Genomic DNA, 14,221 nt, shown 5'->3' on the forward strand with positions numbered 1-14,221 from the left:
CTGAAGAGTTTGATGAGGTTTTAACAATGGCTGAACGTCTGAATAATGACTTCCAGTTCATCGAGGTCGGGCGCAAGGATCCGAAGAAGAAACTGTTGCGTCAACGCAAGAAAGAGTTCGTGGAAATCTACGAACCGTTCAAACCCCAGCAGTCGGCCGACCAGGCCCACCGCTGCCTGGGTTGCGGTAACCCGTATTGCGAATGGAAGTGCCCGGTGCACAACTTCATTCCAAACTGGCTGAAGCTGGTGGCGGAGGGCAACATCCTCCAGGCCGCCGAGCTGTCGCACCAGACCAACACCCTGCCGGAAGTCTGCGGCCGGGTGTGCCCGCAGGATCGTCTGTGCGAGGGTGCCTGCACCCTCAACGACGGCTTCGGCGCGGTGACCATCGGTTCGGTGGAGAAGTACATCACCGACACCGCGTTCGCCATGGGTTGGCGCCCGGACATGTCCAAGGTCAAGCCGACCGGCAAGCGTGTTGCGATCATCGGCGCGGGCCCGGCGGGCCTGGGCTGTGCCGACGTGCTGGTGCGCGGTGGCGTGACCCCGGTGGTGTTCGACAAGAACCCGGAAATCGGCGGTCTGCTGACCTTCGGTATCCCTGAGTTCAAGCTGGAAAAGACCGTGCTGAGCAATCGTCGCGAAGTCTTCAGCGGCATGGGCATCCAGTTCCGCCTCAACACCGAGGTGGGCAAGGACGTGACCATGGAGCAACTGCTCGAAGAATACGATGCAGTATTCATGGGCATGGGCACCTACACCTACATGAAGGGCGGCTTTGCCGGTGAGGACCTGCCAGGCGTGTATGACGCGCTGGACTTCCTGATTGCCAACGTCAACCGCAACCTGGGCTTTGAAAAGTCGCCGGAAGATTTCGTCGACATGAAAGGCAAGAAGGTCGTGGTGCTCGGTGGTGGTGACACGGCGATGGACTGCAACCGTACGTCGATCCGCCAGGGTGCCAAGTCGGTGACCTGTGCTTATCGTCGTGACGAAGCGAACATGCCGGGCTCGCGCAAAGAGGTGAAGAACGCCAAGGAAGAAGGCGTGAAATTCCTCTACAACCGCCAGCCGATTGCCATTGTCGGTGAAGACAAGGTCGAAGGCGTGAAAGTGGTCGAGACCCGTCTCGGCGAGCCGGACGCCCGTGGCCGTCGCAGCCCCGAGCCGATTCCGGGCTCCGAAGAGATCATCCCGGCCGACGCCGTGGTCATCGCCTTCGGTTTCCGCCCAAGCCCGGCGCCGTGGTTCGAACAGTTCGAGATCCAGACCGACAGCCAGGGCCGCGTCGTTGCGCCTGAGCAAGGTCAGTACAAGCACCAGACCAGCAATCCGAAAATCTTTGCCGGTGGCGACATGGTGCGCGGTTCCGACCTGGTGGTGACGGCGATCTTCGAAGGCCGCAATGCGGCTGAAGGGATTCTGGATTACCTGGGCGTCTGATCACTTTTCAACAGATTGAAATGCAATACCTGTGGGAGCTGGCTTGCCAGCGATAGCAATCACCTCGGTCTATCTGACGAACCGAGGTGCCTGCATCGCTGGCAAGCCAGCTCCCACAGTGTTTTGTGGTGTTAGCAAACCTGTATTCATTGCGACAAATTGACCCGATAGACAAAAGGTGCGGCGCTTGCCGTGCCTTTTGCGTCGCGCTCTGAGAAAATGCTCGCACTTTTTTTCCGGATGCCGACATGACTGCCCTGAAGAACGACCGTTTCCTCCGCGCCCTGCTCAAGCAACCCGTAGACGTCACGCCCGTATGGATGATGCGTCAGGCCGGTCGCTACCTGCCGGAATACCGCGCCAGCCGTGCCAAGGCCGGCGATTTCATGAGCCTGTGCATGAATCCGGAATTCGCTTGCGAAGTCACGATGCAGCCGCTCGACCGCTATCCACAACTGGACGCGGCGATCCTCTTTTCCGACATCCTGACCATCCCCGATGCCATGGGCCAAGGCCTTTACTTCGAAACCGGTGAAGGTCCGCGCTTCAAGAAAGTCGTCAGCACCCTGGCCGATATCGAAGCCCTGCCGATTCCTGATCCGCAGAAAGACCTGGGCTACGTGATGGACGCGGTCAGCACCATCCGCCGTGAACTGAACGGCCGCGTGCCGCTGATCGGTTTCTCCGGCAGCCCATGGACCCTCGCAACTTACATGGTCGAAGGCGGCTCGTCGAAAGACTTCCGCAAGACCAAAGCCATGCTCTACGACAATCCGCAAGCCATGCACCTGCTGCTGGACAAGCTCGCGCAGTCGGTCACCAGCTACCTCAATGGCCAGATCATGGCCGGTGCTCAAGCGGTGCAGATCTTCGACACCTGGGGTGGCAACCTGTCGGCGGCGGCGTATCAGGAATTCTCCCTGGCCTACATGAAGAAAATCGTTAGCGGCCTGATCCGCGAGCACGAAGGTCGCAAGGTGCCGGTGATCCTGTTCACCAAGAACGGCGGCCTTTGGCTGGAAAGCATCGCCGACGCTGGCGCCGACGCGCTGGGTCTGGACTGGACCTGCGACATCGGCAACGCCCGTGAGCGTGTCGGCAGCAAAGTCGCGCTGCAAGGCAACATGGACCCGACCGTGCTGTATGCAAAACCGGAAGCGATCCGCACCGAAGTCGGCCGTATTCTCGCCAGTTACGGCAAGGGCAGTGGTCACGTGTTCAACCTGGGTCACGGCATCACGCCGGAAGTCGACCCGGAACATGCCGGCGCCTTCCTGCGCGCGGTGCATGAGTTGTCGGCGCAGTATCACGAATAACTCATTTGGAAGTTGTTAAAAAGCCTGTCCGGCCTGGCGCCAGACAGGTTTTTTTATGTCTTTAAACTTCATGTTTTGGTTGGGGTGTTACTACATGTAAGAAATTTTTCGTCCTTTGTCAGAAAAGTGATTAGAGAGACTGATCCTGCTTTGATCAGAGACTTTCCCTACATAGAAAACGGTTTTGTCCAAGTAAGGTTTCGGACCCTTGCTCAGCCCAACGCTGAGCAATATCGCAAACAACGGCGCGCGTCCTGCGCGCGTTAATCTTCGATAAGTAGTCTGGAATTCATTAGATGAAAAATACTTCTTACAAAGGAAGTGCGTTAGCCGCCTGCACTTCCTCAATGATCCTGTTATCGGCAATGCTGGCGTCTCAAAGTGCTTCCGCTCACGGCTATCTGGAAGTGCCACCTTCGCGAGCACTGGCTTGCAAGCAAGGGCTGAACACCAACTGTGGTGGCGCGCAATACGAGCCACAAAGTGTCGGTGAAACCTTCAAAGGCTTTCCGGCCGGCGTCGGTGGTGCACCGATGCAGGGTCCGGTGGACGGCAAGATCGCGAGTGGCGGTCACGCGTTGTTCTCCGCCATGGATGCCCAGTCGGCTACCCGTTGGCACCTGACGGAAATCAAGGATCGCAACATCGATTTCCAATGGACCTACACGGCCGTGCACCCGGCCACCAAGCATGAGTATTTCATTACCCGCAACGGCTGGAATCCGAACGAATCGCTGAAACGCGCGACCTTCGAAAGCACGCCGTTCTGCACGGTTGATGGCGGCAATCAGAGACCGTCCAACAGCGACAAACACAACTGCACCATCCCGACGGACAAAACCGGTCAGCACGTGGTCCTGGCCATCTGGACGGTAGGTGATACGGATGCGGCGTTTTACAACGCGGCAGACGTGAACATCCTTGCGGAGCCAGAGTTGCCAGGCGGTTGGTCCTCCGTGGGCAGCATCGCCCCTTCAGCCCAGTTGCTGATCGGCGACAAGGTCAAGGCTCGAGCATTTTCCGCCAATGGCGAGAGCCCGAATTACAGCGTCGAAATTTCCATCGATACTGCAGAGGAAGGTTCGCCGCAGAATTGGTCGTTCAAGCTCGCAGAAGCCATCAACAAGGCTCATACATTGATCCGTGCGGGCCTTCGCGATGAAAACGGCGCGATTGAGCCGGTCAAGGGCAGCAACAGCCTGTATGCGCAAAAAGAAAGCGGCGTCACCCGTTACGAAGTCCAGCTGAACATGCAGGAAGATGCGGCAGCACGTCTCTCGGTCGCTGCGAAGCAAGAGCAATACGTGCTGGAAAAGGGCCAGGCCAAGGTCGATTTCAGCATCATTTCCAATCGCAAAATGAACGTTGAAGCCACCTTGTTCGACGAGAGCAACAAGCCGGTCGGTTCTACCTCGGCACAGGTGGACAGTGGTTCCGCGTGGCTGGCCATTGATATCCGCAGCAATCCAGGGGCACATACCCTGACACTGGTCGGCACCACCCTGGATGGCCGGACCACTCGTCAGGACACCCAATCGGTCAACGTGACCGGTGAGGGCGCCGGTGCCGACTATGAGTTCGTATTCCCCGAAGGCATCAGCGAGTACAAGGCCGGTACCAAAGTGCTGCAGCCAAAGACCAACGAAGTCTTTGAATGCAAGCCGTTCCCCGAGTCGGGCTATTGCAAGCAATACAGCCCGACCGCCAACGGCTTTGAGCCTGGCGTCGGTGGGCACTGGCACATGGCCTGGAACAAGCTCTAAGTCCCCGTAGTTCTTCAGGCGACCTGTAAAGGGTCGCCTGAAGGCAGCCTTTTGTTGAAAGTTGAGCTGGAAATGACGGTTTCGGGTTACTGCAAAAAACGCGTGCTACTGCACTGGATCTCAGCGGCAGTCATCGTGTGGACTTTGATATCCGGGTTTTATGTCGCCGGTAATGATGTGTCCGAAAAAACGAAACACTGGGTCGCATTTTTCAATGTGTCGCTGACCACGGTGTTCATTCCCTTTTTTTTCTGGCGGTTCTGTTTTTTTATGGCTCACGCCCGTTGCATGCGCGTGAGCCTGTTATCGATTGAGGAAAAGTTGGTGTGGCTCGCTCACGCGCTGATCTACCTCATGGTGAGTGTCGTGCTGGTGACCGGCGTGTTGATGATGGATCGGCCCATCGATGTATTCGGGGTAATCAAAATTGCGCAACCGCTCAGTGATCCGGTGCTTGTCGCACTGTTCGTCAAGATTCACGTATGGGCGTGCGTGGTTCTCTCGGGGTTGATTGCTCTGCATGTTGGCGCAGTGCTGGTGCACGAGTTGTGCGGCCATCGGATCTTGCGGCGAATGTCTTTGCGCCTGTGCGAAAAGCGTTCGAATGAGCAGCTCGAGTGAGCCGCTCATGAAGCTTTCACTGAAGTTTGTGGCGCGCTTCGGTTTGCGTGCGGGCACTGTTTGCCTGCTCGCCTCGCCGGTGGGTTACGGCGTTTTTGCGGTATGGCAGGAGTGGCAATTTCGCGAGCAACTGGCTCGCCCGTCATCGACGGTGGCCACGCCAATCCCGACGCCTGCGCTTGTGCCGCTGAATGCCTCGGCAGTGGCAACGGTGCTTGGCTTGGCCACGCCATCCACGCTGCTTGCCAGTGCCGAACCGCTGACGCTACAGGCGAGCTTCGTCGTCAGCAACGGCGTGTCCAAAGCGCTGCTGGCCGATGCGCAAGGCCCGCGCATGTATCAAGTCGGCGAGCGTTTGCCGGGTGGCAGTGTTCTGCGACGCGTCGAGGCTAATCAAGTGGTGCTGTGGAACAAGGGTCGCGAAGAGCGCTTAACGCTGCAGCCCTCTACCGAGCGCTTCCTGCTTCGACTTGAGTCGCCAGCCGACACACAAACCTTCGCTGTTCCCACGCGTTTTCTACGCCCGCTTTCCGGGCCGTCAGAGTGAACAAACCCATGAACAGTTTCACCGGCGCGCATGCCCTGCGCTCCCTGCTTTTTCTTGTCGCTTTGGCGGCGACGACCTTGCCGCACGCGCTGCAAGCCGCAGAAGAAAAATGGCAGTTGGCGATGAACAACGCCGAGTTGCGCGACATCGTCGAAGAAATCTCGTCCATCCTCGGGACCACCGTGGTGCTGGATCCCAGAGTCACCGGGCGCATCACGGTGATGTCCCATCAGGCCCTTGATCGTGAGGGCGTGCGCCGGTTGTTTTACTCGGTGCTGGATGCCCATAACTTCACGGTGATCGACGAGGGCGACCGGATTCTGATTACCCCCGTGACCGAGGCGAAAACCCGCGCTGGCAGCGGAGCCGCAAAAAACGCCACGGCCTCGCAGTTTGTCACCCGGGTCATCGAGCTCAACACCAGCAGCGCCGCCGACATTGCCGGGCTGGTCCGGCCCTTGGTGTCGGTCAATGGATACGTCGGGCCATCGGTGTCGGCCAATGCGTTGGTGGTGACCGACACAGCAGCCAATGCCCAACGAATTGCCCAGGTGGTCCGGCAACTCGACTCGGGGCAGGGCACCCTGCACGCGGTGGTTCAGCTGCGTCACGCCCAGGCCAGCGACGTGGCGCCGATGATGGAAGCCGCTTTGGGCAAGCGCAATGCCGATACTACGATCCAGGTGCTGGCCGATCCCCGTACCAATCGCCTGATCCTCATTGGCCCGCCCGCCGTTCGCCAACGCTTGGCCGATCTGGCGCGCAGCTTGGATATCCCCGCCACGGCACTGCCTGATAACGCGCGGGTGATCCGCTTGCGCCACAGCGATGCCAAACAACTGGCCGAGATACTGGAAACCATGGGGCAGGGCCGAAAAGCGCTGCCGATCGTGGGTGGTGGCAAGGAAACTGCGACCGGCTCGACGTTCATGATCAAGGCCGACGAAAGCCAGAATGCGCTGGTGCTGATCGCCGAGCCGGCGCAGGTCAGGACCATCGAAAGTATCGTGCGCCAGCTGGATCAGCCGCGGGCGCAAGTGCTGATCCATGCCGCCATCGTCGAGATTTCCGGAGACATCGCCGAAGCGGTAGGCGTGCAGTGGGGCATCAATACAGGTGATGCGAAAGGCTTCATCAACTTCCCCGGCACCGACATCCCGATCGTTGGTGGCCTGACGTTCGACGAAAAAAAATCGGCGCCCGAAGGCGCGATTCTGCGTCTCGGCAGCGACCGCTTCGGTGCATTGATTTCGGCGTTGGCCAGCAATACGCGGAGCAACTTGTTGTCCACGCCGAGCCTGCTGACGCTGGACAATCAGGAAGCGGAAATCATCGTCGGCCAGAACGTGCCGTTCAAAACCGGTTCCTACGCCACCAACAGCAGCGGCGCGGACAATCCGTTCACCACGGTCGAACGCAAAGACGTCGGCATCAGCCTGAAGATCAAGCCTTACATCAACGAAGGCTCGACTCTGCGCCTGGAAGTCGCGTAGGAAGTCTCGGACATCGCGCCCTCAGTGTCGGGCATCGACTCTTCGGATCTGATCACCAACAAACGCGCGCTCAAAAGCACCATTCTGGCCGACGACGGCGAAATCATTGTGATCGGTGGGCTGATCCGCGACAGCGTGCGCACGCAGAAAAGCGGTGTGCCGCTGCTGCGTGACATTCCTTACCTCGGCGCACTGTTTCGCTGGAACCGAGACACCCAGACCAAGAGCAATCTGATGGTGTTTCTGCGGCCCACCATCGTGCGCAGCAAGGAAGATCTGGTCGAGGTCAGCCGCCAGCGCTACAACGCGCTCCACGATTTGAGCCAGCGGGGCGCGGGGCAGAACAACTCGTTGCTGCTACCGGCGGATGCGCGGCAATTGTTCGAGCCCGATTCCGAGGCGCCGGTGTTCGATCTGCGCAAGTCCGCTCCATGAGCCGCGCTTCCGGTTTTTGCGAGGCGTTGCCCTTCGGTTTCGCCCGGCGTTTCGGTGTGTTGCTGGAACGTGAAGGCGCTGAATGCAGCCTGGCCATACGTGCTGATACGCCACTTACCGCTTTGGCGGAAGCGCGCCGTGTTTGTGGTCGTGAGCTGCCGCTGCGATTGCTGCCACCGGAGGTGTTTGCAACACGCCTGGCCGCTGCTTACCGCGAAGGGCAAAGCGCTGCAGAGCAGGTCGCCCAAGGTCTGGATGAAGAACTGGACCTGCTCAGCCTGGTGGATCAGGTGCCGCAAACTGCCGACTTGCTGGAACAGCAGGGCGATGCGCCGATCATCCGTTTGATCAACGCGCTGCTCAGCGAAGCGGTGCGCGAGCAGGCTTCGGATGTGCATCTGGAAACCTTCGAGCAGTACCTGTCGGTGCGTATGCGCGTCGACGGGCAATTGCGCGAAATGCTCCGGCCCAAGCGTGAACTGGCGACGCTGCTGGTCTCGCGGATCAAGGTTATGGCGCGACTCGATATCGCGGAAAAACGTGTGCCCCAGGATGGTCGCATGGCCCTGCGGCTGGCCGGGCATGAAGTCGATGTGCGCGTCTCGACCTTGCCCTCGGCCCACGGCGAGCGAGTGGTGTTGCGCCTGCTCGACAAACAGGCCGGACGCCTTGAGTTGCAGCGCTTGGGCATGCCCGGCGACACCCTCGCAGCCCTGCGCCAGTTGCTCGGCAAACCCCACGGCATCCTGCTGGTAACGGGGCCGACGGGCTCCGGAAAAACCACCAGCCTGTATGCCGCACTGAGCAGTCTGAACGACCAGACCCGCAACATCCTCACCGTCGAAGACCCCATCGAATATCACCTGCCGGGTGTCGGGCAAATGCCGGTCAATCCGAAAGTCGACATGACCTTTGCCCGAGGTTTGCGGGCAATCCTGCGCCAGGACCCGGACGTGGTGATGGTCGGCGAAATCCGCGACCGCGAGACGGCTGAAATCGCCGTCCAGGCTTCGTTGACCGGGCATCTGGTGTTGTCGACATTGCACACCAACAGCGCGGTCGGCGCGGTGACACGGCTGGTGGACATGGGCGTCGATGCTTACCTGCTGGCGTCGTCGCTGGTGGGCGTTCTGGCCCAGCGCTTGTTGCGCACGCTGTGCCCGCATTGCAAGGCGCCGTATAGCGCTGATGCGACGGCCTGCCAACGCTTGGGGCTTGACGGTGCGGCCCCATTGCAGCTGTTCAGAGCCGTCGGCTGTGCGCAGTGTCAACACGGTTATCGCGGGCGCATCGGCATCTACGAACTGATCAGTGTGACGCCTGCCCTGTCGACCCTTATCCACCAAGGCGCCAGCGAGCAGGCCTTGTCCGACGAGACGCGCAAGGCTTCGCACAGCCTGTTTCAGGATGGCCGACAACGGGTCATCGACGGCTTGACCAGCCTTGACGAACTATTGCGCGTGACGCGGGAGGACTGAGGCATGCCGACTTTCGATTACCGCGCCGACGACACCAAGGGCCAGCGCTGCAAGGGACGGCTGGAGGCGGACAACCCGCGTCATGCGCGGCAACTGTTGCGTGAGCGCGGCATGTGGCCGCACGCCGTGAGCGAGATCCAGGTAGCGGGTTCGCATACGCCGCGTGGTGCAGGGAGGTTGAGTGCTGCGGATCTGGCGTTGTTGACGTTGCAATTGTCCACGCTGGTGCAGGCCGGTCTGCCGTTGGAAGAAGCCCTCGACGCCGTTGCAAAGCAGAGTGCCAAACGCCGGGTCGCCGGTCTGTTGTCGGCGGTCAGAAGCCGGGTGATGGAAGGCCATGCGCTGGCCACGGCGTTGGGTCAGTTCCCCAAGGCCTTCCCTGAATTGTTCCGCGCCACCGTGGCCGCCGGTGAACGCTCCGGGCATCTGGGCCATGTGCTGGAGCAACTGGCGGCGTACACCCAAGCCCGCCAGGCCTCGCGGCAGAAAATCCAGATGGCGTTGGTGTATCCGTTGATCCTGATGCTGGTCAGCGTGGTGATCGTCGGTTTTTTGCTCGGTTTCGTGGTGCCGGATGTGGTGAAAATTTTCGTCGACAGCGGTCAGGCGCTGCCCTTACTGACCCGCGCGTTGATCAGCACCAGTGACGGGCTGCGCAACCATGGCCTGCTGTTGATTGGCGGTTTAGCAACGCTGATCGCTCTTTGGCGCTGGAGCCTGCGCCAGCCGATATGGCGACTGCGTTGGCATCGCCTGGCGTTGAATCTGCCGGTCATTGGCGAAGTGCTGCGGGCGATGGAAGCGGCGCGCTTCGCCAGCACCCTGGCGATCCTCGGCAAAAGTGCGGTGCCCTTGGTGGATGCACTGGAAATCGCCGCCGCCGTGATCGGCAACCTGACCATTCGAACCCGCATGGCCGATGTCGCCCGCTCAGTGCGCGAAGGCGGCACCTTGACCCGTGGCCTGGAACTGAGCGGCGACATCCCGCCGATGATGCTGCACATGATCGCCAGCGGCGAACGCGCCGGTGAACTCGACCGCATGCTGGCCCGCGCCGCCGAGCAGCAGGAAAGCAGCCTGGCCGCGCGCATTGCCCTGGTGGTGAGCCTGTTCGAACCGGCCATGCTCGTGCTGATGGGCGGCGTCGTGCTGCTGATCGTCCTGGCCATCCTGCTCCCTATTCTGAGCCTCAACCAATTGGTGAATTGATCCATGCAATCCCTACGCAGCGATGACGTTAAGCACTCTCAAGATGAACAAAGTCCTGTGGCGAGGGAGCTTGCTCCCGCTGGGCCGCGAAGCGGACCCTCATCACCCGATAGAGGGGGACTGCTGCGCAGTCCAGCGGGAGCAAGCTCCCTCGCCACGGGTTCAGTGTCGCGTTTCCAGCGCGGCTTTACCCTGATCGAAATCATGGTGGTGGTGGTCATCATCGGCATTCTCGGAGCCATTGTGGTGCCGCAGTTCATGAGCCGACCCGATCAAGCCAAAGTCACGGCCAGCAAAACCGATATCCAGGCCATCTCTACCGCCCTGGAAATGTATCGCCTCGACAACCTCCAGTACCCCTCGACGCAACAGGGTCTGGAAGCCTTGAACAAACGTCCTTCCGGGCTGCCGGCGGCGCGCAACTGGAACCCTCAGGGTTATCTGAAGTCGCTGCCCGTTGACCCGTGGGGCACGCCTTATCAATACCTCAATCCTGGCGTGAAATCGGTCGATGGCACCTATGACCTGTACTCCCTTGGTTCCAATGGGGCGGTGGGTGGCGAAGGTCATGCGGCCGACATTGGCAACTGGGGTGGTTGATTCATGCTGCGTCGCTCTCGGGGGTTTACCTTGTTGGAACTGATGATCGTGATCGTGTTGATCGGTGTGTTGGTGGGCGTGGTGAGTTTTGCCACCGTCGTCGATCCGGCGCGCCTGGCCAGGCAAGAGGCTGATGGGCTGGCAGGCGTAATTCGCCATTTGCGCGAACGTGCGGTGCTCGAAAGTCGGGAGTACGGTGTGCGGTTGAGTGTCGGCGGCTACCGTGCGATGCGGCTAGGTCTTCGAGGCTGGGAACCGGTATCGGCGCTTTTTTTCTGGCCCGACAATTTGCGCCTGCGCCTGACGCACTATGGTTACTCCGTGAACCTGGGCGCAGACGAAGGTCCGCCGCAATTGCTGATGCTCAGCAGCGACGAAACCAGCCCGTTCACGCTGACATTCGAGACCAAAAACCGGAGCTGGTTTAGCCTGTCCAGCGATGGCGTCGGCGAGGTGGTGATTGATGGCTAGACCGTCGATCATATCGCGCGCGGACGGGTTCACCCTGCTGGAAATCATGGTTGCCCTGGCGATTTTCGCGACGCTGGCGACGGCCGTGTTGTCCGCCAGTCAATATGTGCTCAAGCAAGCGGCTGCCGTCGAACAACGTCTGCTGGCAGCGTGGGTGGCTGATAACCGATTGAACGAACTGCGCCTGCAACCTGGCCTCGCTATCGGGCAGTCGCAAGGGTTGGTGCGCATGGACCGCCGCGACTGGGTCGTGCGTCAGCGCATTCAAACCGCGAGCGACTCACGGCTGTTCACGGTCGACATCGAGGTCGGCCTTGTCGGTCGCGACCAGATTTTGCACCGCGTCAGCAGCTCGATTGCCAATCGCCATGAATAAGCAGGCCGGGTTCACCTTGCTTGAGCTGGTGATCGCCCTGGCGATCTTCGCGCTGCTGGGGCTGGCCAGTTGGACGCTGTTCGACGGTGTCGTACGCGTTCAGCAGGCCACCACGGCCCACGAGCGTGAATTCAGAAGTTTGCAACGCGCTGTGGCCGTGATCGAACGCGATCTCTTGCACATCACTGAGCAACCCATCGTGCTTGAGCAAGCCCGGCTGCAGTTGCAGCGCAGCAACTGGCGCAATCCGCTGGACCAACCGCGCAGCGAACGCCAGGCGCTGACCTACCGTCTCGACAACGGGGCGCTGTGGCGCGACAGCCAAGGCGAAGGCACGTTGATTGTGCAACAACAGAAACTACTCGATGACGTTCGGCACCTGAGCTGGCGACTGTTTGATGGCCAGACAGGCTGGCGCAATGATCAGAGCAGCAAGGCGCCGCTGGCGCTTGAGATGCAGGTGTCGGCGGGGCGTTTCGAGGCGATACGTCGCGTGCTGTCATTACCGGCTGCATTGCCATGAAGGCACATCAACGTGGCGTGGCGTTGATTAGCGTTTTGCTGGTGATGAGCCTGGCGTTGTTGATCATCGGTAGCGTGCTGCGCAGTCATCGTTTGTTGTTGCAAAGCAGCGCTCAGCAGTTGCAGCAGATGCACTTGCGCCAGCTCGGTTTGGCCGGGGAAACCTGGGCGGTGGCGCAGCTCCAGGCTCAGCAAAAGAACAGTGATGTTCTCCCTGACCCGGCAACCGTTTTTGATATTGAAGACGCTCAGATCCGCGTAGACATCGAAGACCTGGCCGGGCGCTTCAATCTCAATGCCCTGTTGATTCAGGGGCAGATTGATCAGGTCACGCTCAATCGTTGGGCGCGATTGCTGGAGTTGCTGCAACTGCCTGCTTTGCAACTGGAGCAAGTAGGCGCGTTACGAGAATTGAGTCAGCTACGCCTGTTACCGGGTGTCGACGGGGAGCTCTTGCGTCAACTTGAACCTTGGGTTGCCCTGTTGCCCACGGACGCTGCATTGAACATCAACACCGCCCCGGAGCTGGTGCTACGCACACTCAATGGCATCGACGCCACGCAGGCGGATGCGCTGTTGAGCCAGCGCTCCACGGCGCCATGGCCGAGCGTTCAGGCGTTCACGCAGGATCCGCTGCTCGACGGGTTGGGCTTGAGCAGTCACGGCCTGGGCATCGAAAGCCGCTGGTACCGGATCACGGTTGAGGTGAATCAAGGGCAGAGCCGTTTGCGCCTGGCCACCGATGTCGAACGCGAGCCCAAGACGCGACAACTGAAAATCCTGCAACGGCGAATTCTGCCGTCCAATACCCATGAGATAACCCAATGAAATCCTGGCTTTACCTGACAGCGGAAGGGTTGGCCTCGCCGTCGGTCGACTGGCCGTGCTGCGTGTGGTCGTCGGCCGGTCAACGACAGCTCATGCCTTTGAATCAGGCGGCGCAGATTCTCAAAGGGCAGGCAGTCGATCTGATATTGCCGATGGAATTGTGCAGTTGGTTGCGCAGTGATCCGTGGCCCTCCAGGCGCCGGCCCGACGCACAAGCCATTGCCTTCGCCGTTGAAGAACAGCTGAGTGAGTCGCTGGAGAAACTGCACCTGAGCGTCGGCACTCGCGATTCGCAAGGGCGTTATCCGGTGATGGTGATCGATCGGGAACGCTTTGCCGCCGTGCTCGCGTTGTTGGCTGAAATGGGCGTTGAAGTACGCTCGGTTTTCGTCGATGCCGATCTGTTGCCACAAGATCAGCCGCTGGGTGTGTGGTGGTTCGGGCGCTGGATACTGGGCGGCGGGCTGCCGGCTCGCATGACGTTGGCGGATGAAGGTTTGGCGCTGCTCAGGCCGGTCTTGCCCTCGGATATTCAATGGCGCGACGAGCGCCGGGAGAATGTTGATCAGTGGTTGAGCGGCGGTCATGGGCAGGCGATCAACCTGCTGCACGGTGATTTCGCGTTGGGTGAAAAGCGTCTGCCTTGGCGTCTCGGCGGTTTGGCAATATTGATGTTGTTGCTACTGAATTGGGGCGCTAGTGAGGCGCGAATCCACCATCTCGAAAACGAAAGCCGCGAGCTCTACAGCCGCAGCGAGCAACAGTTCAAAACGCTGTATCCGGAGCAGACTCGCATCGTCGACCTCGCGGCGCAGCTCAAAGCCCTGCAAAACCAGGGTGCCCAACCAAAAGCCAGTCGAACCACCGGCCTTGTCGAAATGGTCGAGCAAGTGATCGGCGCGAGCAATGTCGAAGTGCAGCGCATCGAGTTTCGCGAGGGCGATGGCTGGAAAATCCAGCTGACCGCCAACAGCTTTGCCGAGCTGGAGTTGCTGCGCGAACGTGGGCGACAACTAGGCTTGCCGGTGCGGATCGACAGTGCGAGCAAGGACCGCGACCGGGTGCAAGCGACGTTGACCGTGGAGCAAGAGGCATGAATCCAAAACAGTTTAGAACG

Annotated in this window: 13 protein-coding genes and 1 pseudogene; all 14 read left to right on the plus strand. The window is 60.1% G+C overall.

The genetic code is table 11. The features are described 5' to 3' along the window. The first annotated feature begins 26 nt into the window (after positions 1-26). The 14 genes and pseudogenes from NL64_RS13810 to gspL all read left to right on the plus strand — a co-directional run bounded on the left by NL64_RS13810 (position 27) and on the right by gspL (position 14,201). Complete coding sequence (locus NL64_RS13810; protein WP_034148620.1) at positions 27-1,445, plus strand: FAD-dependent oxidoreductase; 1,419 nt, start codon at positions 27-29, stop codon at positions 1,443-1,445. Between the two features lie 248 nt (positions 1,446-1,693). Continuing rightward, positions 1,694-2,761, plus strand: coding sequence for a uroporphyrinogen decarboxylase (gene hemE, locus NL64_RS13815; protein WP_034148621.1), 1,068 nt, complete (start codon positions 1,694-1,696; stop codon positions 2,759-2,761). A gap of 296 nt (positions 2,762-3,057) precedes the next feature. Then, a complete protein-coding gene (gene gbpA / locus NL64_RS13820; protein WP_034148622.1) occupies positions 3,058-4,524 on the plus strand; it encodes an N-acetylglucosamine-binding protein GbpA in 1,467 nt (488 codons plus the stop codon). A 54-nt stretch (positions 4,525-4,578) separates the two neighbouring features. After that, complete coding sequence (locus NL64_RS13825; RefSeq protein ID WP_367379620.1) at positions 4,579-5,145, plus strand: cytochrome b; 567 nt, start codon at positions 4,579-4,581, stop codon at positions 5,143-5,145. 7 nt (positions 5,146-5,152) lie between these two features. Then, on the plus strand, positions 5,153-5,692 hold the full coding sequence (locus tag NL64_RS13830; protein ID WP_034148623.1) for a type II secretion system protein N: 540 nt from the start codon (positions 5,153-5,155) through the stop codon (positions 5,690-5,692). 8 nt (positions 5,693-5,700) lie between these two features. Then, a pseudogene (gene gspD / locus NL64_RS13835) lies at positions 5,701-7,620 on the plus strand (type II secretion system secretin GspD). Next, positions 7,617-9,098 carry a type II secretion system ATPase GspE gene (gspE, locus tag NL64_RS13840; protein WP_034148624.1) on the plus strand — a complete coding sequence of 494 codons (1,482 nt, stop codon included), beginning with the start codon at positions 7,617-7,619 and terminating at the stop codon, positions 9,096-9,098. The pseudogene gspD and the gene gspE overlap by 4 nt, the downstream one beginning before the upstream one ends. Positions 9,099-9,101: 3 nt before the next feature. Continuing rightward, complete coding sequence (gene gspF, locus NL64_RS13845) at positions 9,102-10,307, plus strand: type II secretion system inner membrane protein GspF (protein ID WP_034148625.1); 1,206 nt, start codon at positions 9,102-9,104, stop codon at positions 10,305-10,307. 165 nt (positions 10,308-10,472) lie between these two features. Continuing rightward, complete coding sequence (gene gspG, locus NL64_RS13850) at positions 10,473-10,907, plus strand: type II secretion system major pseudopilin GspG (protein ID WP_034148626.1); 435 nt, start codon at positions 10,473-10,475, stop codon at positions 10,905-10,907. Between the two features lie 3 nt (positions 10,908-10,910). Beyond that, positions 10,911-11,378, plus strand: coding sequence for a type II secretion system minor pseudopilin GspH (gene gspH / locus NL64_RS13855; protein WP_034148627.1), 468 nt, complete (start codon positions 10,911-10,913; stop codon positions 11,376-11,378). Next, positions 11,371-11,754, plus strand: coding sequence for a type II secretion system minor pseudopilin GspI (gspI, locus tag NL64_RS13860; RefSeq protein WP_034148628.1), 384 nt, complete (start codon positions 11,371-11,373; stop codon positions 11,752-11,754). The genes gspH and gspI overlap by 8 nt, the downstream gene beginning before the upstream one ends. Continuing rightward, a complete protein-coding gene (locus NL64_RS13865) occupies positions 11,747-12,277 on the plus strand; it encodes a type II secretion system protein GspJ (protein WP_034148629.1) in 531 nt (176 codons plus the stop codon). The genes gspI and NL64_RS13865 overlap by 8 nt, the downstream gene beginning before the upstream one ends. Then, positions 12,274-13,104 carry a general secretion pathway protein GspK gene (locus NL64_RS13870; protein ID WP_034148630.1) on the plus strand — a complete coding sequence of 277 codons (831 nt, stop codon included), beginning with the start codon at positions 12,274-12,276 and terminating at the stop codon, positions 13,102-13,104. The genes NL64_RS13865 and NL64_RS13870 overlap by 4 nt, the downstream gene beginning before the upstream one ends. Further along, complete coding sequence (gene gspL, locus NL64_RS13875) at positions 13,101-14,201, plus strand: type II secretion system protein GspL (protein ID WP_034148631.1); 1,101 nt, start codon at positions 13,101-13,103, stop codon at positions 14,199-14,201. The genes NL64_RS13870 and gspL overlap by 4 nt, the downstream gene beginning before the upstream one ends. Positions 14,202-14,221 lie beyond the last annotated feature (20 nt).

Source organism: Pseudomonas fluorescens, from assembly GCF_000802965.1.
Taxonomy (GTDB): domain Bacteria; phylum Pseudomonadota; class Gammaproteobacteria; order Pseudomonadales; family Pseudomonadaceae; genus Aquipseudomonas; species Aquipseudomonas fluorescens_A.

What these genes read in the sequence shown, in the direction of transcription:
- NL64_RS13810 (WP_034148620.1), top strand. Translation starts at nt 27, where the DNA reads ATGGCTGAACGTCTGAATAATGACTTCCAGTTCATCGAGGTCGGGCGC.
- hemE (WP_034148621.1), top strand. Translation starts at nt 1,694, where the DNA reads ATGACTGCCCTGAAGAACGACCGTTTCCTCCGCGCCCTGCTCAAGCAA.
- gbpA (WP_034148622.1), top strand. Translation starts at nt 3,058, where the DNA reads ATGAAAAATACTTCTTACAAAGGAAGTGCGTTAGCCGCCTGCACTTCC.
- NL64_RS13830 (WP_034148623.1), top strand. Translation starts at nt 5,153, where the DNA reads ATGAAGCTTTCACTGAAGTTTGTGGCGCGCTTCGGTTTGCGTGCGGGC.
- gspE (WP_034148624.1), top strand. Translation starts at nt 7,617, where the DNA reads ATGAGCCGCGCTTCCGGTTTTTGCGAGGCGTTGCCCTTCGGTTTCGCC.
- gspF (WP_034148625.1), top strand. Translation starts at nt 9,102, where the DNA reads ATGCCGACTTTCGATTACCGCGCCGACGACACCAAGGGCCAGCGCTGC.
- gspH (WP_034148627.1), top strand. Translation starts at nt 10,911, where the DNA reads ATGCTGCGTCGCTCTCGGGGGTTTACCTTGTTGGAACTGATGATCGTG.
- gspI (WP_034148628.1), top strand. Translation starts at nt 11,371, where the DNA reads ATGGCTAGACCGTCGATCATATCGCGCGCGGACGGGTTCACCCTGCTG.
- NL64_RS13865 (WP_034148629.1), top strand. Translation starts at nt 11,747, where the DNA reads ATGAATAAGCAGGCCGGGTTCACCTTGCTTGAGCTGGTGATCGCCCTG.
- NL64_RS13870 (WP_034148630.1), top strand. Translation starts at nt 12,274, where the DNA reads ATGAAGGCACATCAACGTGGCGTGGCGTTGATTAGCGTTTTGCTGGTG.
- gspL (WP_034148631.1), top strand. Translation starts at nt 13,101, where the DNA reads ATGAAATCCTGGCTTTACCTGACAGCGGAAGGGTTGGCCTCGCCGTCG.